The following is a 21,720-nucleotide window of genomic DNA, read 5'->3' on the forward strand; positions in this document are numbered from 1 at the left end:
TATAAAAAATCACAATGTAGATTTGCTTGGCACAAATTATTTATATCATTTCGCCCTATCCACATTTTTTGACTCATTCAATTGGAGTTGTTACTAAAAGTGAGCTACAAACTATGTGTGTCCCAAAAAATTTAAGCATAAGTATTGCTTCGTGTTTCGATAGATCACTTTCTGTCGCCCAATAATCCGGAATCTCATACGCCTTCAACTTTTGTTTCAACACCTCAATACACGCCCATTTACTCACCTCAACTACCTACAATATTCGACAGTCTTTGTATTAACCCTTCTCTTATATGGATATTCTTTAGTAATGCTTTCACATAAACTAAAGAACTAGAAGCATCCACACCATTGAAAAAGGAACTGTCCATTTTCAGACAGCTCCTCATACCGCTTTATTTAATCACTTCAAGCCATGCTTTTACTTCTTTAGCAAGGAGGACCCACTCATTCTTTTGAATCCACTCTTTTTTCAGTAAATCACTACCTGCACCTACAGCCATAGCGCCCGCTTCTAAATAACTTTTAGCTGTTTCAATCGAAATTCCACCAGTCGTCATTATTTGTATATGCGCGAGTGGACCTTTCACATCTTTAATAAATTTCGGACCTAACGAAGATGCAGGGAATAATTTGACCGTTTCCGCGCCTGCTGCATAAGCTGTTTGCATTTCTGATGGCGTAAACACTCCCGGTATAACAGGAATATTAGCGCTCAGTGCATATTTTACAACCTCTAAATTTAATGACGGTGAAACAATGAACTGAGCTCCTGCTTGAATGGCTTCTTCGCATTGCGAAACCGTTAATACCGTACCAGCACCGACTAACACTTGGTGACCAAACTGCTCTTTAGCCTGTTGAATCATTTCAATCGCTTTGACTGTATCCAACGTAATTTCAATCGCTCGAATGCCCCCATCAATCAGGGCACGGATCACTTCTTCACTTTTTTCATAAGGAACTTTACGTAAAACCGGAATCAAATTGATATCATTTAAAATTGTATACATCACTGTGTGCCCCTTATCTTTCTATGTTTTCTCTTGTACCTAAAAATACTTCAAGATCCTCAAAATAAGGTAACCCTTCATTATCCCCCTGCACTTGAATTACCATTGCGCCAACAGCATTTGCTAGATGAATTACCTTTTCCAGCGCCCAACCTTGTAAAATTCCATATAAAAATGCTGCGTCAAATCCATCACCTGCACCTACTGTATCTACAACATTATTCACTTCAAATCCAGGTATCGTAATCCAACTATTATTTTGATAAAAGGAAGCACCTTTAGCTCCCTCTTTCACAATGACATGTTCAAATGAATACGCTGAAATTTTTTCAAATAGTATATCATCATCCGTTGTATTAAAAATAAGCTCTAACTCATCTCTTCCAGTTAAGAGATAATCAACATATGGCAAATACGTTAAAATCGTTTCTCTTGCCAGTTCCTTCGACCAAAGCTTTAACCGAATATTTGGATCCAATGAAACTTTTACCCCGTTTGCTTTTGCGAGTTTAATCGCTTCCAAAATGACTTGTCGATTTTGTTCGGTAATTGCAGGAAACACACCTGTTACATGAAGTATTTTCGCCGATTTAATATACGCTATAGGTAAATTTTCCGGCGTCAGTGTTTCAGTAGGAGAGTTTTTTCGATAATAAAATGTTTTTGCGTCTCCAGATTCGCGAATTTCTTTAAAGTTTAAAGATGTCGCATATCCTTCTACTAATTTCACTTCCGAAATATCGATGCCTTCTCCTCGAACGGTATTCAAAATATGACGTCCAAATTCATCTTTTCCTAAACGGCTAATCCAGCCTGTTTGTAATCCTAAACGAGCACAGCCAATAATCACATTTAGTTCTGCACCACCAATTTTACGTTCAAATTGATTGACAAAACGTAAAGGCCCTTTTGCACCCGGGTCAAACGTAATCATGCCGTCCCCAATTGTTATAATATCCATTCCTGCACCCTCTCGCTGTCCTAAAATTAACGACCCATCCAGCCTCCATCAACAACTAAAACATGCCCCGTCACATAATCTGATGCTTTTGACGCTAAAAAGACCGCTGCTCCTGCAATATCTTCGCTTTGCCCCCAACGCCCTGCAGGAATACGCTCTAAAATCGCTGTACTACGCGTTTCATCATTTCGCAGTGCTTCTGTATTATTTGTTGAAATATAACCCGGTGCAATTGCATTCACTTGAATATTCTTCGCAGCCCACTCATTCGCCAATGCCTTCGTAAGCCCCGCTACCGCATGTTTACTTGCAGTATAACTCGGGACATTTATCCCACCTTGGAATGATAATAAGGAAGCGATATTTACAATTTTGCCGCTTCCATTTTGGATCATTTGATTTCCAACTTCTTGACATAGCGTAAATACAGCATTTACGTTCACATTCATGACACGGTTCCATTCGTCTTCTGGGTGTTGTGCAGCTGGCTCACGATAAATAATGCCTGCGTTATTGACTAAAATATTTATTTCATGCTTTTTTAATAGTGGCTGTATTTTTCCGCGTAAATTTTCAACATCACTTAAATCAATTAAATATGTATCAAATTTACCGCCTACTTTTGTAATTTCTTCTTGCGTTTCTTGCATATTATTTTGGTGACCTACTAAGATCACATGTGCTCCTGAAGCTGCCATACCAACCGCAATGGCTTGCCCGATCCCTGTACGAGCACCTGTTACTAACGCTGTCTTCCCTTTTAGTGAAAAAAAGTCTAATTGAAAATTCATTTTAATTCCCTCCTTCTATACTGGATAAAATGCTCTAATGCACCTGAACCGAGCAACACACCAAAAATGATGAGTGTTAAACTGATCCAGTGTATGACTGTAATCGGCTCTCCTAATAAAATAGCCGATCCTATTAATGCGAATAATGTATTTAAATTGATGAAAATTGATGACTTTGCCGCACCAACTTGTGGAATCGTATTGTTATAAAGCATGTGACCAAGTGCTGTTGCAATCGCCCCAGATCCAATTAATACCGCCCAAAACTGAAGATTGCTATACGGAAGTTCTTTAAATCCACTTGGTTCAAGTAGTAAGCTCAACACCGCTAAAGTAAATGAGCCAATTAAAAACATATAAGCTGTTAGCAGTCGAGGATCCATCGTTTTTGATGCTTTTGAAATAATAATAAAACTAAATACTTGAGAGAATATAGAGAAAAATACAAATGCATCACCCGCGGATAATAGAGCCGTTTCTCCACCTGTAAAAATGACCGCAACTACAATTCCCAACATCCCAATGATAAAACCAATCCACTGAATAATGGTTGGTAAGTTTTTCAACAGTAATGTTCCTAACACTGCTGTTAAAATCGGACCTGTCCCAATAATTAAACTCGCATTAGCACTCGTTGTTTTGCTAACACCTATCGACATTAATGAATGATGCAAAACAACATTTAATAAGGACCCTATGAGCACATATTTCCATTCCGTTCTCGTTAATCGACGAACAATCCCCAACGAAAATAAAATGATAAATACGACAATAGCTGCAATAAAAATACGGAGCGATGTCATCGTAATTGGTGACGCATTGGAAGTTAAATACTTCACAGCAGGAACATTAATTCCCCATATCAACATGACAAATACTAATATTCCATACGCTTTTATATTTGCCATTTTCATAACCCCTTCGTTCTTAACGACCTAGCCAACCGCCATCCACTGCAATGGTAAAGCCATGAATGTAATTGGATGCATCCGATGCGAGGAAAATGACCGTCCCTTGCATATCTTGCCCAGAGCCCCAACGTCCTGCTGGAATTCGATCCATAATTTGTCGACTTCTCACTTCATCTTTCATTAATGCATCGTTCATTTCTGTCGCCATATACCCAGGTGCGATACAATTGACATTGACACCTTTAGAAGCCCATTCATTTGCTAAAGACTTCGTAAATTGCATGACAGCCCCTTTACTCGCTGCGTAAGCTGGTACAGTTAAACCGCCTTGGAATGATAATAAAGAAGCTAAATTAATAATTTTCCCTTTACCTTTTTCCAACATCGGCTTCCCAAACTTTTGACATAAACTAAAGACTGCATTCGCATTGACATTCATAACAAACTCCCAATCATCTTGGGGGAATTCTACAGAGGGATGTCTCTTTTGAACACCTGCATTGTTTACTAAAATATCAATGTGACCTAATTTTTCATTTATAATCGTTACTAACTGTGCATGATTCGCGATGTCACCAATATCAAAGGCAACTGAAATCGCTTTTACACCAAGTGCTTCTAATTCTGTTACAACTTCTGGGCATTCCGTTCGTGAAATAATCGCGACATTCGCACCCGCACTAGCTAAACCGAGCGCCATTTCTTTTCCTAATCCGCGACTGCCTCCTGTAACAACTGCATTTTTACCTTGTAAACTAAATAATGTTTGCATAAAAATCCTCCTAAAATGCGAATAAAACTTTTATTGCATCTGTTGGTGTTGTGAGTAGTTCAAAGCCTTCTTTTGCTTGTTCAGCCGGAAGTACATGCGTAATAATTTCTTCAAATTGCTTATGTTTTACTAATAAATCAAGTGCTAGTTCAATATCGCGATTTGTATAAACACGAACAAATTGCATTGATAGTTCTTTAAACATGCCTTGTAGTAAATTCAATTCTGCTGGTTTTTTATAGCCGGCCACAATAACAACTGTCCCCTGCACTTTCACAATTTCCGTTACTTGAGCTAGCACAGCTGGATGACCTGCACAATCAAACACATAGTCGATTCCTGCGCCATTTGTTAATGTTTTTAACTGTTCTACGATTGAATCTGTTGCTGGATTAAATGTAGTAAACCCTAATTCATTTGCCTTTTTTAGCCTCAAGTCATTATTTTCAATGACGATCACTTCTGATGCACCATATGCACGTAAAGTGAGTGCCACACATAAACCAATTGTTCCAGCTCCGTAAACAACAGCGCGATCCCCTGGTAAAAATCTTGCTTTTCGAACAGCATGAACGGCAACCGCAACTGGTTCTGCAAGTGAACCTACTTTTAATGAAAGCTCGTCTGGTAATGGAATAATCTTATCTGCTTGAACAGCCACATAATTAGCCATTCCTCCATCCACATCAATCCCGACTAATTTCAAATCATCACATACATGTGTTTGCCCCGTTTGACAAGGGATACATGTACCGCAACTAATTAATGGATTGACTGTCACCTTTGTACCAATCGGATAAACTGGATGAGCACTTTCAATTGTTGCTGAAAATTCATGCCCAATAATTAATCGTGCTTGTGCACGCGGGTGTGTTCCCGCAAAAATATTTAAATCCGTTCCGCAAATACCTGCATATGCATTTTTCAATAATACATAACCTTCCGCAACGGCTGGTTTTTCAGTTTCTCCACACTCAACAATTTGAGGTGCTGTATAAAAAATCGCTTTCATGAACATAACCTCCTATTTATCAATTATGCCTTGGCTAACTTTTGTCCAGATTTTTTCGAACACGCTCGAAAATCTCCTCTAAAAATCCGTGACATCCGCCGGGGCTTTGGGCCAACACGAGGTTGGTCACTCAGGCGTTGCCGCAGGACGCGGCGTTTTTAGCCAGAGTTCCCCTATTCAGTGGGGTTTCAAACCCACTGAAATAACTTAAATGAGGTACATTTCATAAATGGAGAAATGTACCGTTCATTAACTTACTTAATAAAGCCTAATAACTTTGGCAACCATAATGAAAGCTGCGGAATATAAGTAACGAGCAATAAAACAGCCACTGTTACAGCAAAGAACGGCAATAAAGGTTTTATTACTTGTTCAATTTTCATTTTCGCTACACGTGCACCGACGAATAATACAGGTCCTACCGGTGGTGTAATTGTTCCAATACTTAAGTTAAATACAACCATGATTCCAAAATGAACAGGATCCATACCAAACTGCAAAACAATCGGCAGGAAAATAGGTGTAAAAATTAAAATCGCTGGTGTTGGGTCCATAAATGTTCCCACGATTAATAGCACAATGTTCATAATAATTAAGATTATGAACATGTTATCTGTAAACCCAAGTAGAGCATCGGCAATCAATTTTGGAATTCCTGTAAAGGCCATAACCCATGACATAATAGTAGAAACGCCAATTAGGAAGATAACAATGGCCGTTGTTCGCGTTGATTCTAATAAAATTCTTGGTAAATCTTTCACTTTAATCGTACGGTAAATAAATGATAATAATAGTGCATAGACGACTGCGATCGCTGAACCTTCTGTCGCTGTAAATGCGCCTTTAACAATCCCACCAATTACGATAACAATTAGTAATAAACTTGGAATAGCATCAATAAATACTTTAACTGCTTGCTTTAATGTTACACGCTCATCAGATTTATAACCTTTACGTTTTGCCATAATAAAGGCAACAATCATACAACCTAATCCCCACAAAATACCTGGTACATAACCCGCCATAAATAACGCAGCAATCGATGTCCCACCACTTACTAATGAGAACACGATTAATGTATTACTTGGTGGAATGAGCATCCCTGTTGGTGCAGATGCAATATTAACAGCTGCACTAAATGAGCGGTCATAGCCTTCTTTTTCTTGCAGTGGTGACATTGTTGAACCAACTGCGGCTGCCGCTGCAACTGCTGAGCCCGAAATCGAGCCGAACATCATATTGGCCAATACATTTGTTTGCGCAAGTGAACCAGGCATTCTTCCCGCCAGTACTTTCGCACAATTTACTAAACGCATCGCAATCCCACCGTTATTCATAATAACTCCTGCTAGGATGAAAAATGGGATTGCTAATAACGTAAAGGAATTCATACCTGTGAACATACGTTGCGCAGATGTTTGAAGTGCATTTTCTGGTCCTAATATTGAAAACATGGCAAGAACCGAAGCAATACCAACACTGATACTAATCGGTGCACCAATAATTAGGAAAAATGCTACTCCTAAAAATAATATTAAAGCTGCTATACCGGCAGTAGTCATCTCACTCATACTCCTTTCCTAATCAAAATTAAATGATTTCTAATGGTTTCTTCGTTTTGAAAATAACGTAAATATTGTATACACAATAGAAAATAATGAAAGCTCCACTAATTGGCATCGCCGCATATAAATAGCCGACTGGCACTTTTAAGGCAGCAGACATTTGTGTCCACGCTATTTTCGTCGTTGTTAAACCACCCGATAGTAGGACGAGAGCTGAGAAGAGAATAATACTTATTTCAATGAAAACTTGCGTGACCATTTTCAATCTCTTTGGGAATAAATCTTGGATAAATTCGATTCGCATATGTCCATTTTCACCAAATACAAACGCTGCGCCGAATAATACTAACCAAACAAAGCAATATTTCGCTAGCTCTTCAGAAAAGACGCTTGGATTATTCAATATAAAACGAGTAAATACTTGCCACGTCACAAGGACAACTAATGCGCCGAAAATTACGACGCATATAGTTGATAAAATTTTATCTAATATTTTTTTAATTGCTTCCATTTAATAATCACCGCCATTATTTTGCTGCTGAGCGAACTTTTTCATATAATGCTTTTGCATTATCTGAAGAAAGTTTTGCTTCAATAACAGGTTTCGTAGCTTCGCGGAATATGTTTGTATCGACATCATTGAAGATTGCGCCTGCTGCTTCTGCATCAGCCGTTGCTTTTTTAACATCTTCATCCCACATTTTAACTTCTTGTTCGATCGCTACTTGTAATTCTTCTTGGAAAATTTCTTGATGTTCTTTTGACATACCATCAAATAACTTCGAGTTAATTAGTAAATAGTCCGGGAACATTAAATGTTTTGTATAAGAATAGTAAGGTGAAATTTCAGAATGCTTTAAATCTGAGAAAATTAGTTCGTTATTTTCTCCTCCATCAATGACACCTGATTGAATAGCTGTATACACTTCACCTTGACCCATTGGCGTACCTACTCCACCCATAAGATCCATCATTTGAATATTCGTATCTGACTCAATAATACGAATCTTCATTCCTTTTAAATCTTCTGGTGTGTTAATTGGTTTTTTACTGTTATATACATTACGTACGCCCGAGTGGAATGCCCCAGCTACAAATAATCCTTGATCTTTTAATGAAGCATATAAATCACCAACAATTTCTTGATCATTTAACACAGACATTTGATGCTGCGCCGATTCGAACACATATGGTAAGTTAAATACGGCAAAATCTTCATTAAAGTTTTCTAATAAACCACCTGCAACAATTGACATGGCAATTGTACCTGTTTGTGCTAACTCAATTGTTTCACGTTGCGCACCTAATAGTTCATTCGGGAACATTTCGATTTCATATGCGCCACCTGTACGCTCTTTTAATTTTTCACCAAATTCCACCATTGCCTTATACTGTGGATGTGTTTCAGGTTGGTTAAACGCTACTTTTAATACTTGTGCTTTTACATCAGTCCCTGCATCACCTTTTGCACCTGATGTCGGTGATTCCTCACCACCACAAGCGGCTAAAGCCATTATCATTAATAAAAATAAACCTAGCATCGCAAACTTTTTAATTGAAAGTCTCATTTCTTATCCCCCTTAATTAGTTGTTTAATTTATTCACAGGATAGTGTAAGGTTTGTCCTTGCACGTATCTCACTGCTTCCTCTGCCACTTTACGTTTTAATTCTTGCGCGGCTTGTTCTGAATACCAAGCCATATGAGGTGTACAAATAAATTGATCTAATGTTAATAATGGTGAAGCTTTGTCAATCGGCTCTTTCACCGCTACATCCAGTGCCGCACCTGCAATCTCTTTCGTAACAAGTGCATTATAAAGTGCCTCTTCATCTATGATTCCACCTCTAGAAACATTGATTACATATGCACTATTTTTCATTTTAGTAAACACGGATTTATTAAATAGATTCATCGCTTGATCTGAAGGACAATGGATGGAAATAACATCTGACTGTTCAACTAGTTCATCAAATGATACAAACTCGATAAACGAGTATTCATCCGTTTGCATTTTCTTTTCGGCAGATGTATCAAAGGCAATTATTTTCATACCAAGCGCCTTTACTTTAAGTGCAAAAGCTGAACCAATTCGCCCAACGCCAACAATACCTACTGTTTGTTCACTATGACGATAAATTGGGACACTCGCTTGATAATCCCAATTTCCGTCTTTTACGAGCTTATCCATTAACGGGATTTTTCTTGTCAAAGCCAATGTCATTGCAAGTGCATGATCGGCCACCTCTTGTGTACCATAATCCGGAACGTTGCAAACTTGTACACCATATTTCGTTGCGGCGTCTAAATCAATATTATTGACCCCCACACCATAACGGATAATTACTTTCAAGTTTGGTAGTGAAGATAGCACTTCTTCGTTAAATGGTGCGTACTGATTTATTACCACCGTTGCTTGCTGGCAATTTTTGATTAAATCTGCTGCTGTTTTATTTTGTTGTAATTCAAAATCGATATTAAAATCTTTGAAAATAGCAGTTTCAATTTGAATATCTGAATGATCACAATCCGTAATGATGACTTTCATGAAATTCCCCCTAAGATGTTCGTGTTTCGATTATTTCAAATCTTGCATCGCGACATGATCCATATCATCGAAATCTAAGTTTTCTCCACACATTCCCCATATGAATGTATATTGTTTCGTCCCAATTCCTGAATGGATAGACCAGCTTGGTGATAGTACTGCTTGTTCATTTGCCATTACGATATGGCGCGTTTCCTGTGGTTGACCCATTAAATGAAATACACGTGTATCCTCTTCCATATTAAAGTAGAAATAAACTTCCATACGGCGTTCATGTGTATGACATGGCATTGTGTTCCAGCCACTACCTTCTTCAAGTACCGTCATTCCCATACTTAACTGACAAGTATCCAGTACATCTGGATGAATGTATTGGTTGATTACTCGTTTGTTCATATTTTCATCCGTACCCATTGGACGTTGAATCGCTTTTTCCAAATCAATTTTTGTCGTTGGGTATGTTTTATGTGCTGGACAACAATTCACATAAAATTTTGCAGGATTCTCGCTATCTACTGATTCAAAGCTTAAATCTTGTGTCCCACGCCCAATATAAAGTGCCTCTTTATTGCCTACCTCAAAAGCAGTTCCGTCACAATGAATACGGCCAGGTCCACCAATATTAATGACACCCATTTCGCGACGTTCTAAAAAGTATTGTGCTGCAAGTTCTTTCCCTGCATCAAGTGTTACTTGTCTATCAATCGGTTGAATCCCACCATAAATGATTCTATCTACATGGCTATAACTAAAAGTAGCTTCGTTTGGAACAAATACCTTTTCCATCAAAAACTGTTCGCGCAGTTTATCCGTTGTATAGTTTTTTACATCTTCTGGATGGTGTGCATAAATAATTTTCATGTTAATTCCCCCTTGTTAAGTAAACGCTGTCATTTAATTCAGTTCCACATTGTAGAACTCAGTTCCATTAGTTATAATTATATATATAGATTAATCAGAATATCAAGAACAAAATAATTTTTCTGAAATCTTATTTGCGATTGTATGATTTTTTGATATTCTTTTTCAAATAGCTTTATTTTGAAATATCATCCATAATGGAAATGGAAATTATTGAACGGAGTTGAGATTTATGGCAATCGTACAATCCATCGAACGTGCTTTTGTAATACTGGAGCAATTATCTGAACATCCAAATGGCATGCAAATTACGAAACTCGCAGGTAATACAGGCTTGTCTAAAAGTACCGTGCACCGCCTATTAGCGACTCTTATTGAATTGCAATACGTTATTCAGGATGAAGAGACCGAACGATACAAACTGAGTTATCGCGCACTGTATTTATCAAGGAATATTTTAAGTAATTCAAGTTTGATTACCATCGCAAAACCTATATTGCAAAAACTTGTTGAGGAAATTAATGAAACAATCCATCTATGCATCGAGGAAAAAGAAGAAGTCGTGTATATTGAAAAAATAGAAAGCAATCAAACAATTCGCATGTATTCTCGCATCGGTAGTCGTGCCCCAATGTACTGTACCGGTGTTGGAAAAATGATGCTCTCTGATAAAAGCGATTCAGAACTAACTAACATCGCCAATCGAATTCATTATACTAAGAAGACAAATAACACCATTTTAAATACTGAGGATTTAATGTTGGAGATCAACACTATTCGCAAGCAAGGTTTTGCACTTGATAACATTGAAAACGAAGAAGGCATTCGATGTATTGCAGCCCCTATTTATGATTTTTCAGGTAAAATCATCGCAAGTTTTAGCATTTCCGGTCCAAGTAGTCGCATAACATTAGAACGAATTGACAATGATTTGGCTGAGAAAATATTAGCAACTGCTAAAATCATTTCCTTGCAGCTTGGTTACACAAACTAAAAAACGTCTAAAAGTATGAGTTATGATCATGCTTTTAGACGTTTTATTTTATAGGTAAATTGTTGATGGATTCACTTTAAATTATTAACCTGCACCTGCACTATTAATTGCTTGTAAGCCTGATTTTCATTAGCCGATGAACCGTCACCTGTAATTTCTCTCTCAGAGGTGCTAGACGAGCTAATTTCGAAATATTTGTACTTTGTTTTGCCTTGGATTGAAAAACTTCCAGAATAAAGACTTCCTTAGAAAAGCATTTATTTTTCACTTGTTAGTTTACCGAGTATCCGTTTAAATTCACTTAATTCTTCTGCTGTTACCCTACTGCAAATTTCTTCATTAATTTTTTTATATATAACTAATACTTCGTCGTATGTTGCCTCTCCCTGTGCTGTTATAAACACATTGAAAGCGCGGCGATTATTCGGATCACGAACACGCTGTATAAACCCTTTTTTCTCCAAGTTATCTGCCATTCTTGTAATATTAGCCTTATCTTTCTTTAACCTTTCCCCTATTTCATGTTGCGTAAGCCCATTCTCTCGTTTTAAAACCGCTAATATGAGGCTTTGTTCAGGTGCCAAATTAAAAGGTGCAAATTGTTTTTTAACAGCGCTATTAAGAACTGTACCTGAATGATTGATTAAATAGCTTATGTATTTTTCGATTCCTTTCAAATTACCCACCTCTTTTTGTAATTATCTGAATTATTAAACTAGACAGACAACTGCTACTAGAATATAATTATCTCATACTTATTGAATGGATGGATAGAATAGTGTTTATAATTTCGCGTACAATAGTTGCTACACAAACAATTGTTACGCGAACTATTTTAATTTTACTTTGAACTTCCTAATAGAAGAGTTATGCTCACTATGAAAAAAGTAAGTTCCATCAATTTCAGCAGTATGTTAACAAGCTCAGTTTACTATTACTATTAAGGGGGAATTTTGATGAACGTAAAAGCCGCTGTTGTCTATGCACCTGGAGATGAGTATGAATTAAGTAATTTGAAATTAGCTGAATTGCAACCAGATGAGGTTCTTGTAAAAATTGTTGCATCTGGTATGTGTATGTCTGATGAGACGATTAGAAAAGGTCAAACAAGCGTTGCATTCCCTGTTGTACTTGGCCATGAGGGGGCTGGTATTATAGAACAAGTGGGGAATGCTGTCAAAAAGTTCAAAGTAGGCGATCAAGTTGCGATGTCTTATGCATATTGTGGGAATTGCCCGAGCTGTCAAACTGGACATCCAGCAGTCTGTAATGATTGGATGAAATTAAATTTCTTAGGTGTACGTGATGATGGAAGCCATACATTCTATACAGAGGACGATGCACCTGTAAAAAACTTTTACGGACATTCTTCCTTTGCCACACATACATTAGTGCATGAAAATAACCTAACTAAAGTTGATGCAGATGTGGACTTGCGCTTAGTCGGTCCATTAGGCTGTGGCTTCTTAACGGGTAGCGGCACAGTAATCAACGGACTAAAGCCAAAAGTAGGCTCTTCTATTGCTGTTTTTGGTACAGGTGCTGTCGGTTTAGCAGCAATGATGGCAGCTAAACTAGAAGGCTGTTCAACAATCATCGCCGTCGATATCCATGACAGCCGACTAGAAATCGCTAAAAGCCTCGGTGCAACACATACAATTAATAGCCAAGTAGAAGATCCGATTGCAAAAATAGCTGAAATTACAGCAAATCAAGGGGTCAATTATGCGGTTGATACTACAGGAGTAGCACCTGTCATAAAAAGTGCTTTAGCTTCTTTAGCAAGAGGTGGAGTTATTGCACCAATCGCCGTATCGACAAATAAGACCGAGCTCAACATCACATCTGAACTTATGTTAGGAAGCAAAAGCATAATTGGAGTTGTCATGGGTGATAGCGTGCCACAACTTTCTATACCACAATTAGTGAAGTTTTATAAAGAGGGCCGCTTCCCATTTGATCAGCTTGTCAAATTTTATCCGTTTGAGGACATCAACCAAGCTGCTAAAGATTCAACTAGCGGCTCTGTCATTAAACCAATTCTCATTATGGATGAATCCTATACAGCTCCAGGTAACTAACAAAACTATTTAGCTGCTTAAATACGATAAAAAAAAGGAGACGCCCATATTCCTTGGACATCTCCTTTTTTTTATCCTTTACTAAGGTAGTTTATCTTCCCTACTTCCTTCCTACAATTTCACTTCAACCTTTTTAAGGCTCTCCAATGCTGCGCTATATTCTTGAATTAATAAGTCAACAATTTCCTTTGTTGTTTCACGTTTCGTAATACTCGTTACCCCTTGCCCTGCAGACCAAATATCTTTAAAGGCTTTTACACCGTTCAAATGAGATAAGTCTATCTTATCCTTTGGTTGTAGTGTAGCCGGATCCAGTCCTGCTTTCACGATACTTGGTAAGAGATAGTTTGCATGGACACCGCTAAATGAATTTGTATATAAAATATCTTCAATTGTCGATTCAATGACCATTTGTTTGAAATCTTCTTGTGCATTACTTTCTTTAGCCGCTAAAAAACGAGTACCAATATAGGCATAATCCGCACCCATTAGCTGTGCAGCTGCAACATCTGCACCCGTTGAAATGGCTCCTGATAAAATAATTTTACCTTTGTAAAAACTCTTCACTGCTGTAATGAACGCGAACGGGTTCAATGTCCCACCGTGCCCCCCTGCTCCAGCACATACTAAAATTAAGCCGTCTACTCCCGCTTGCGCTGCTTTTTTCGCATGCTTTACATGTGCCACATCCGAATAAACAAGCCCTCCGTATGCATGAACGATGTCAATCACTTCACCAGGATGTCCAAGTGAAGTAATGACAATTGGTGGTTCGTATTTCCGAATTAATTCTAGATCCACATCATAACGTTTATTGTTTGTTTTATGACAAATAAAATTCACTGCCCAAGGAATATCTTTATCCAATCCATTTTTCACTTCTATAAGCCACTGCGCACAAATTTCGGCAGTACGAGCATTTAATAATGGAAAAGAGCCGATTACACCTGCTTTTCCAGCTTCAATTACCATTTCTGTCGTAGATACTAAAAACATTGGCGAAACAATTACAGGAATTTTACTCATTTTCAATCACCCTCACATTTCCTTGTCTGCTGACAATCATATTATTTTTAAAAAGAAGGGTTCAACAAATCATCAGTTGATTCCCTATACTTTTAATTCCCGAGCGATTGTTCAAATTCCTCCACCATTTCGGGATTTTCCTTTTTCCACTTTTCTGTTTCTACTTCAAGTAAGTCTATCATTTTCTTTGTACGGTCATTTTTTGCTGCGAACTCTTCCCATGCTGTTTCCTTAAATAATTCTTTCATTTCTTCATAGGATTCTTTCGTCATTTTTATTATTTCTATGCCATTTTCTTCTGCATATTTAAAGGACTGTTCTGTATGCTTTTTAGAACCAGGTACTCCTGCATTCTCCATTTCAAGTGCAGTGTCTATAATAATTTTCTGAAGATCTTCTGGGAGCTTATCCATTGTCTTTTGGCTAATTGCAACAACTCCTATAGCTGGATTAACGGAAGCTGGTGTAGTAATATAGTCAACAACCTCAGCTAATTTATAATCATCTAATGCATAAAAAGGGAATTGAATTCCATCTAGCGTTCCCCTCAGTAAAGCTTCATAATAATCAGCAGTCGGAACAGAAGCAACACCCGCACCTGCTTTTTTATAAAAATTTGCTTGCAAGCTACTAGTCAAGTTCATTGTAAGTCCTTTAAAATCAGCCACACTGCTAATTGGTTTATTTGACATAAATCCAGTAGCACTTGCTGTCCAATAACTTAACAGTTTCACACCATGACCTTCTAAAGCTTCTTCAAACAATTCACCAATTTCTGTTTCACGCATTACATATAACGAATGTTCTTCATTCATATTCCAAAATGGTATGGACACAAAATTAGCTTCTGGCATTTTATCGCCCCAAGCAGCCGGCGATATATTCTGAAAATCAATCGTTCTTTTTGCAAGAGCATCTAATGATTCAGCTTGACCTGCCAATTGATTACTATAAAAAACATCAATTTCTATACGTCCATTAGACCTCTCCTCTACTAGTTTAACAAATTCCTCTGTCACTTTTGACTTCGCTTGCCAATCTTGTAATGAAGGACTATATGCTGAGTTATATTTTAATTTGAATGTTTCTTCAGCTCCGGCCACTTTACTATCTCCGCTACATGCCGATAGTATAAATACAATTGATAGCATAAAAATTAATCCCTTAAAGTGCTTCATCATTTACCCCCCCTCGTATTTTTAATGTTACTTATTAATTACCGAGAGATTTTTCAAATTCCTCCACCATCTCGGGATTTTCCTTCTTCCACTTTTCTGTTTCTTCATCAAGTAAATCTACCATTTTCTTTGTTCTTTCATTCTTTGTTGCATAATTAGCCCATGTCGTTTTTTTGTGTAGCTCCTGAATTTCTTCATAGGCTTCTTTCGTCATATTGACGATTTCAACATTATTTTCTTGCGCATAAAGAATGGACTCTTCTGTTAACCTCTTCGAAGCAGCAATTCCTTCATTTTCCATTTCAAGGGCTGTGTCTATGAGTATTTTTTGAAGATCCTCTGGAAGCTTATTCAACGTCTTTTGACTTATGGCAACGATTCCTAAAGCTGGACTAATCGTTGCAGGCTTCGTAATATAGTCAACTACTTCAGCTAATTTATAATCTTTTAAAGAGGAGAACGGGAATTGAATACCATCAAGCGTCCCTCGTAGCAAGCCTTCATATTGCTCAGCATACGGAATTGTTGCAATTCCTATCCCTGCTTCTTTATAAAAGCCAGCTAATAAATCGCTACTCATGTTCATTGTCATTCCTTTTAAATCACTTACGTTACGAATCGGTTTATTAGACATATATCCAGTAGCACTTGCTGGCCAATAACTTAAAATTTTAACACCATAATTTTCCGTGACCTCTTCATACTGCTCTCCAATTTCCGTTTCACGCATTATATATAATGAATGTTCTTCATTTATATTCCAATAAGGTAAAGCAGTGAAACTACCTTCAGGAATTTTATCTCCCCAAGCAACTGGCGTAATATTTTGAAGATCGATTGTCCCTTTTGCAAGGGCGTCTAATGATTCAGCTTGACCTGCCAATTGGTTACTATAAAAAATATCAATCTTTATTCGACCCTCAGATCTTTCTTCTACTAATTTAGCAAATTTTTCTGTTGCTAAAGATTTCGCTTGCCAATCTTCCGATGATGGAAGGAATGCAGAGTTGTACTTTAAAGTGAATGTTTCTTCTTTAGCAGTCCCTGAACTAGCCTCCTTACCATCTTCACTACATGCTGATAATAGAAATACCATTGATAAAATAAAGAATAATCCTTTAAAGTTCTTCATCAATTAGCCCCCTCGTATTTTTCAGTTGCTATATATATAGAAAAAGAAACACTCACATCAATTCAAAAAATTATCTACATACGTGAAACTAATGATTCCAATTACTCCAAAACAAAACTCTTTACCAGCCTAATTGTTCAGCCACTTTCTCTCGATGTTCATTAGGTGACCCTAGATAATTTTCTAATGCCCTAGCTCTTTTAAGGAATAAGTGACAATCAAATTCCCATGTGAAGCCCATACCACCATGGTTTTGAATATTATCCCCTGCTACTTTAACGTAGGATTCTGAAGTGTAGGACTTGGCCAGTGAAACTGCTTCTATCATTTCTACCGATTTATTTTCAACAGCCCATGCTGCATAATAGGATAAGGAACGCGAGCCTTCTAATGCTAATTTCATGTCAACAATTCGATGTTTGATTGCTTGGAATCTTCCAATTGGTTGCCCAAATTGCATTCGCGTATTTCCATGCTCCGTTGACATTTCAACGGTTTTCTCGATTCCACCAACCATCGTAGAACAAAGTGCTGCGTTTAAGTAAACTAAACCTTCCTGTAAAATTCCCCAGGCAATATTTTTCGTCCCTAACAATTGTTCCTCAGAAATATGAGCGTTGTTAAACGTCACATTAAATAAATTTCTAGTTTCATCTAGATTTTTTAAGCGCTCAATTTCCCATCCTGTGTCCTCGCGATCTACGAGTAGCAAGGAAATACCATACTCGCCGTGTCCTCCCCCTGTTCGAACTGGAACAATGAGTGTATCCGCAACATCCGCATTCGGAACAAGGAGTTTTTTCCCCGTAATAACATAACCCGAATCAACTTCCTGAGCTTCCAATTGCAAGGTTGAAGGATGGAAATCTATACTTTCTTCTAGCAATGCGAGTGATACTTTTCTTTTTCCTACTGCAATTTCCGATAAGTATTTTTGTTTTTGTTCTGGGGTTCCATATGCCTTTATTAATGGTGTACCAAAGGCCATTGTTTCTGCATAAGGGCCTGGTAGTACTGCACGCCCAATTTCTTCTAGTACAGGTACAAGTGTTAATGCCCCCATCCCTAAACCACCGTATTGTTCCGGTATATTAATCCCAAAATAACCAAGCTCCCCTAATTCTGCCCACAGGTCATTTAGGACATTTTCTTCACCTTCCGTATATTGGCGAGAAAGTTGCAAACCCCCTCTAGATTCTATAATCTGACGTGCAGACGATTGAAACTCCAGTTGCTCTTCATTTAGTGAAAAATCCATCTTTTCATCCCCCGTATTAGTATTTAATATCCTTTGGTAATCCAAGAATTCTTTCCGCTATAATATTCTTTTGAATTTCTGAAGTTCCGCCCTCAATTGTATGGGCATATGCACGTAAATAAGCTTGCTGCCAACTTGCTGAAACGAGTGCGTCTTCTTTCCATAACAAACTGCTTTCTCCTTGTAATGAAACGGCAAATGATAAGATTCTTTGGGTCAATTCACTAGAGTTCAATTTATCAATGGAACCTTCAGGACCTGGTCGTCCATTGCGAATTGTCTCTGTTAAATGACGATAATAATTTAAAAGTATCGCACGTGTTTCTGCTCGGAAGCTTGCTAATTGCTGTCGTACAATTGGATCTTGAATCAGAGGTTTACCGTTTCTTTTTAAATTATTCGTTAAGTCTACAAGTTCTTCAAACAACTTCTGCAATCGAAATGTTTGTCTCGCAACTCCAACACGCTCATGACTTAGTAAAATCAGTCCAACACGCCAACCATCATTTACTTCTCCAACGACATCGGATTCGTGAACAACCGCGTTATCGAAAAACATCTCATTAAATTCACGTTTATCATTAATTGATCGGATTGTTTGGGTTTCAACACCCTCTTGATGTATATCTACTAGAAAAGCTGTAATTCCTTCATGCTTTTTACCCGTATCTTCTGTCCGAGCGAGTACAAAACAACGATCTGCAAAATGTGCATAACTCGTCCAAGTTTTCTGCCCATTGATAATCCAATTTTCACCTTGCTTCACTGCTCTTGTTTGAATAGCGGCTAAATCCGATCCCGCACCTGGTTCAGAATAGCCTTGACACCAAATCTCTTCACCATTTAAAATTTTATGAACATATTGCTCTTTTTGCTTGTCAGTCCCTATTTGTAACAATGTCGGTCCAACCATCGCAGTCCCAATAATATTCAACACTGTGGGTGCTTTCACTCGAGCCATTTCTTGTTCATAAATCACCTCTTCTATGAGTGAAGCGCCTCTTCCTCCATACTCTTTCGGCCAAGAAATCCCTGCCCATCCACCTTCAGATAATTTATGTTGCCAGTCTCTTAAAAAGGGTCCTTTTGTTGCATCATCTTCAGGCATTACATACGTTCCTTCAATCCAGCCATCTGGTAAGTTTACTTCTAACCATGTTCGTAATTCATCTCGAAACTTTTCTTCTTCCAATGTAAATGAAAAGTCCATAAAATACTTTCCTCCCTTTATATATCTCTTTTATGAAAAAGATGTTATCACGGAATTTTTAATTGAATATTCTGAATTTAAATTACATACCCCTATTTCCCTTTGAAATCTGGGGATCTTTTTTCCGCGAAAGCTCGAACGCCTTCTTTCGCATCCTCTGTTTGAAACATCAGTGTTTGAATAATATTTTCCTGCATAATGCTCGCCTCATGTGAAAAGTCACTCGCATTATTTAACATGTATTTCACAAATTTATTTGCAAGAGGGGGACCATCAACTATAAACTGCGCAAATTCAGTTGCCACTTCCAATAAATCTTTCGTTGCAATTCGATTAATTACTCTTTCCGCATAGGCTTCTTCGGCACTTACTATTTTTGCAGATGAGATCCACTCTTTTGCGATCGGCAACGATACCCTTTCTGATAAGAGCTTGATGAGTCCTAAATCTGGAACTAATCCTATGTTTTTAAAGCTCGAGACAAAGCGTGCATGTTGATCTGCAATGATAAAATCTGAGGCCAGTGCCAAACTAAATCCCGCCCCAGCTGCATATCCATGAACGGCACTAATTACATACTTATCGAGTTGAAGGATCGTCTTTGTTACCTTTGATGTATTCTGCATTGAAGCAATTGCTGTCGCAGGATCTCTTCTACTTCCCATTGAACTTACATCACCACCTGCACAAAAGGATTTGCCTGCTCCAGTAAGAATGATTACTTTCACATCATCATCCGCCTCAGCCTCTTTTAGTGCAGTAATCAAACTAGAAGTGAGCTCCATTGAAAACGCGTTCAATTTCTCTGGCCGATTCAATGTTAAATAAAGAATTTGATTTTTCTTTTCTTTTAGTAACACGTCCATCATTTTTCCACCTCACCCTTTTCTCTCTTCTATTAGAAATAACATTTATAATATATAGGTTGAACAATAGAATCTATCCTTATCATGTAAGTGTTCTCATAAAACTTCTAATAAAGTATTAGCTAGTTTAGGCTGTCTAAGCACATGAGGCGCACAGGTTTGTTGCACAAATCTGTACGACTCATCTTTGTGCTTGGTGCAAGGCCAGCCTCCATTTAAAAATTGGCAATCTGAAACTTTCTGCACATGGTGCGTCGCTGCCGTGGGAGGCGACGTTTTCTTAATTAGATTTTCATTCTATTTGAATGGTTGTTTCATAAGTGCAACATATATAGATAACTTTCTTCTATATTTGTCATCTTAAGCTATCAATCTAATCTTTCAATAATCGTCGCGTTGGCCATACCATTACCTTCACACATTGTCTGAAGCCCGTATTTGCCACCTGTTCGCTCTAACTCGTGCATCATCGTAATCATTAAACGACCACCACTTCCTCCTAGTGGATGCCCAAGCGCAATCGCTCCACCATTTGGATTTAACTTCTTAGGGTCTGCACCTGTTTCTTTTAACCAAGCAATCGGAACGGATGCAAATGCCTCGTTTACTTCAAAAATATCAATATCGTCAATTGTTAAATTCGCCTTTTTCAGTGCTTTTTCCGTTGCTGGAATTGGTCCTGTCAGCATTAAAGTTGGATCCGAACCTACGACAACACGTGTATGCACTTTAAATCTTGGTTTTAATCCGAGTTCCTCAGCCTTTTCACGAGACATAAGTAAAATTGCTGTCGCACCATCGCTAATTTGGCTTGAATTACCCGCTGTAACCGTACCATCTTCAGTGAAAGCAGCTTTAAGTGAAGCCAATTTATCTAAACTCGTATTTGCTCTTGGGCCTTCATCATGCTTAAGAATCGTAGTCGTCCCATCTTCTAACGTCACTTCAATCGGCATAATCTCTCTTTCAAAATAGCCTTCTTCACGCGCTACAATTGCTTTGCGATGACTTTCTAATGAGAATTCATCCATTTCTTCACGACTAATGTTCCATAACTCTGCAATTCGTTCTGCGGAGCGCCCTTGGTTAATCAATTCATATTTAGAAGATAATTGCTCACTCGGTTTAACCCCTTGTCTATTCGACCCCATTGGAACGCGCGACATGTTTTCTATTCCACCAGCAATAACAATATCCATATCCCCACTAATAATAGCCTGCGCTGCAAATTCAACTGCCTGTTGGCTCGAACCACATTGACGATCTACTGTTACTCCAGGCACCTCAACTGGGAATCCTGCAATTAAAGTCGCAACTCGCGCTATATCTCCACTTTGCTCTCCTGCCTGTGATACACATCCTAAAATAACGTCCTCTACTAATGATGCTGGAATTCCAGCTCTTTTAATTACTTCTGCTAAAGGTTTAGCTGCCAATTCATCGGCACGAATTCCGCTAAGGCTCCCATTCCGTCTTCCTACTGGTGTTCTAACCATTTCTACAATTACCGCTTCTCGCATATTCATCTTCCTCCCTAGG

Annotated in this window: 21 protein-coding genes; 2 read left to right on the forward strand and 19 right to left on the reverse strand. The window is 38.0% G+C overall.

Annotated features, from left to right (window positions below):
* Nucleotides 1–398: 398 nt before the first annotated feature.
* The 11 genes from MHI10_RS11545 to kduI all read right to left on the reverse strand — a co-directional run bounded on the left by MHI10_RS11545 (nucleotide 399) and on the right by kduI (nucleotide 10,436).
* Complete coding sequence (locus MHI10_RS11545; RefSeq protein WP_340785569.1) at nucleotides 399–1,016, reverse strand: bifunctional 4-hydroxy-2-oxoglutarate aldolase/2-dehydro-3-deoxy-phosphogluconate aldolase; 618 nt, start codon at nucleotides 1,014–1,016, stop codon at nucleotides 399–401.
* 13 nt (nucleotides 1,017–1,029) lie between these two features.
* Nucleotides 1,030–1,977 carry a sugar kinase gene (locus tag MHI10_RS11550; protein ID WP_340785570.1) on the reverse strand — a complete coding sequence of 316 codons (948 nt, stop codon included), beginning with the start codon at nucleotides 1,975–1,977 and terminating at the stop codon, nucleotides 1,030–1,032.
* A 26-nt stretch (nucleotides 1,978–2,003) separates the two neighbouring features.
* Nucleotides 2,004–2,768: a 2-dehydro-3-deoxy-D-gluconate 5-dehydrogenase KduD gene (kduD, locus tag MHI10_RS11555; protein ID WP_340785571.1), complete on the reverse strand. Its 765-nt coding sequence runs from the start codon at nucleotides 2,766–2,768 to the stop codon at nucleotides 2,004–2,006.
* Nucleotides 2,765–3,676 (reverse strand): DMT family transporter, encoded by a 912-nt coding sequence (locus MHI10_RS11560; protein ID WP_340785572.1) that lies wholly within the window; start codon nucleotides 3,674–3,676, stop codon nucleotides 2,765–2,767. Before MHI10_RS11560 ends, kduD begins: the two co-directional genes overlap by 4 nt.
* A gap of 19 nt (nucleotides 3,677–3,695) precedes the next feature.
* Nucleotides 3,696–4,451 carry an SDR family NAD(P)-dependent oxidoreductase gene (locus MHI10_RS11565; RefSeq protein WP_340785573.1) on the reverse strand — a complete coding sequence of 252 codons (756 nt, stop codon included), beginning with the start codon at nucleotides 4,449–4,451 and terminating at the stop codon, nucleotides 3,696–3,698.
* A gap of 10 nt (nucleotides 4,452–4,461) precedes the next feature.
* Nucleotides 4,462–5,463 carry a zinc-dependent alcohol dehydrogenase gene (locus MHI10_RS11570; protein WP_340785576.1) on the reverse strand — a complete coding sequence of 334 codons (1,002 nt, stop codon included), beginning with the start codon at nucleotides 5,461–5,463 and terminating at the stop codon, nucleotides 4,462–4,464.
* 254 nt (nucleotides 5,464–5,717) lie between these two features.
* On the reverse strand, nucleotides 5,718–7,025 hold the full coding sequence (locus tag MHI10_RS11575; RefSeq protein ID WP_340785577.1) for a TRAP transporter large permease: 1,308 nt from the start codon (nucleotides 7,023–7,025) through the stop codon (nucleotides 5,718–5,720).
* 28 nt (nucleotides 7,026–7,053) lie between these two features.
* A complete protein-coding gene (locus MHI10_RS11580; RefSeq protein WP_340785579.1) occupies nucleotides 7,054–7,539 on the reverse strand; it encodes a TRAP transporter small permease in 486 nt (161 codons plus the stop codon).
* Between the two features lie 16 nt (nucleotides 7,540–7,555).
* On the reverse strand, nucleotides 7,556–8,596 hold the full coding sequence (locus tag MHI10_RS11585; protein ID WP_340785580.1) for a TRAP transporter substrate-binding protein: 1,041 nt from the start codon (nucleotides 8,594–8,596) through the stop codon (nucleotides 7,556–7,558).
* Between the two features lie 16 nt (nucleotides 8,597–8,612).
* Entirely contained in the window at nucleotides 8,613–9,575 is a 963-nt protein-coding gene (locus tag MHI10_RS11590; RefSeq protein ID WP_340785583.1) for a C-terminal binding protein, read from the reverse strand.
* Nucleotides 9,576–9,605: 30 nt separating this feature from the next.
* On the reverse strand, nucleotides 9,606–10,436 hold the full coding sequence (gene kduI, locus MHI10_RS11595; protein ID WP_340785585.1) for a 5-dehydro-4-deoxy-D-glucuronate isomerase: 831 nt from the start codon (nucleotides 10,434–10,436) through the stop codon (nucleotides 9,606–9,608).
* A 232-nt stretch (nucleotides 10,437–10,668) separates the two neighbouring features.
* Here kduI and MHI10_RS11600 point away from each other — a divergent pair, with 232 nt between their 5' ends.
* On the forward strand, nucleotides 10,669–11,430 hold the full coding sequence (locus tag MHI10_RS11600) for an IclR family transcriptional regulator (protein ID WP_340785587.1): 762 nt from the start codon (nucleotides 10,669–10,671) through the stop codon (nucleotides 11,428–11,430).
* Between the two features lie 257 nt (nucleotides 11,431–11,687).
* On the opposite strand, the gene MHI10_RS11605 is transcribed toward MHI10_RS11600, so the two are convergent.
* Complete coding sequence (locus MHI10_RS11605) at nucleotides 11,688–12,107, reverse strand: MarR family winged helix-turn-helix transcriptional regulator (RefSeq protein ID WP_340785590.1); 420 nt, start codon at nucleotides 12,105–12,107, stop codon at nucleotides 11,688–11,690.
* 279 nt (nucleotides 12,108–12,386) lie between these two features.
* Here MHI10_RS11605 and MHI10_RS11610 point away from each other — a divergent pair, with 279 nt between their 5' ends.
* Entirely contained in the window at nucleotides 12,387–13,511 is a 1,125-nt protein-coding gene (locus MHI10_RS11610; RefSeq protein ID WP_340785592.1) for an NAD(P)-dependent alcohol dehydrogenase, read from the forward strand.
* Between the two features lie 111 nt (nucleotides 13,512–13,622).
* Here the strand turns inward: MHI10_RS11610 and MHI10_RS11615 are convergent, their stop codons facing one another.
* From MHI10_RS11615 to MHI10_RS11645, 7 genes are all read right to left on the reverse strand, one after another.
* The gene (locus MHI10_RS11615) at nucleotides 13,623–14,537 is read right to left on the reverse strand and encodes an NAD(P)H-dependent flavin oxidoreductase (protein WP_340785593.1); all 915 of its coding nucleotides are present in this window, start codon (nucleotides 14,535–14,537) and stop codon (nucleotides 13,623–13,625) included.
* A gap of 92 nt (nucleotides 14,538–14,629) precedes the next feature.
* Nucleotides 14,630–15,715, reverse strand: coding sequence for a TRAP transporter substrate-binding protein (locus MHI10_RS11620; RefSeq protein WP_340785595.1), 1,086 nt, complete (start codon nucleotides 15,713–15,715; stop codon nucleotides 14,630–14,632).
* A gap of 34 nt (nucleotides 15,716–15,749) precedes the next feature.
* The gene (locus MHI10_RS11625; protein ID WP_340785596.1) at nucleotides 15,750–16,847 is read right to left on the reverse strand and encodes a TRAP transporter substrate-binding protein; all 1,098 of its coding nucleotides are present in this window, start codon (nucleotides 16,845–16,847) and stop codon (nucleotides 15,750–15,752) included.
* 121 nt (nucleotides 16,848–16,968) lie between these two features.
* Entirely contained in the window at nucleotides 16,969–18,105 is a 1,137-nt protein-coding gene (locus tag MHI10_RS11630) for an acyl-CoA dehydrogenase family protein (protein ID WP_340785597.1), read from the reverse strand.
* 16 nt (nucleotides 18,106–18,121) lie between these two features.
* Entirely contained in the window at nucleotides 18,122–19,315 is a 1,194-nt protein-coding gene (locus MHI10_RS11635; RefSeq protein ID WP_340785598.1) for an acyl-CoA dehydrogenase family protein, read from the reverse strand.
* A 92-nt stretch (nucleotides 19,316–19,407) separates the two neighbouring features.
* On the reverse strand, nucleotides 19,408–20,181 hold the full coding sequence (locus MHI10_RS11640; protein WP_340785599.1) for an enoyl-CoA hydratase/isomerase family protein: 774 nt from the start codon (nucleotides 20,179–20,181) through the stop codon (nucleotides 19,408–19,410).
* A gap of 368 nt (nucleotides 20,182–20,549) precedes the next feature.
* Complete coding sequence (locus MHI10_RS11645) at nucleotides 20,550–21,701, reverse strand: thiolase family protein (RefSeq protein ID WP_340785600.1); 1,152 nt, start codon at nucleotides 21,699–21,701, stop codon at nucleotides 20,550–20,552.
* Nucleotides 21,702–21,720 lie beyond the last annotated feature (19 nt).

Source organism: Solibacillus sp. FSL K6-1523 (genome assembly GCF_038005225.1).
Lineage (GTDB): Bacteria > Bacillota > Bacilli > Bacillales_A > Planococcaceae > Solibacillus.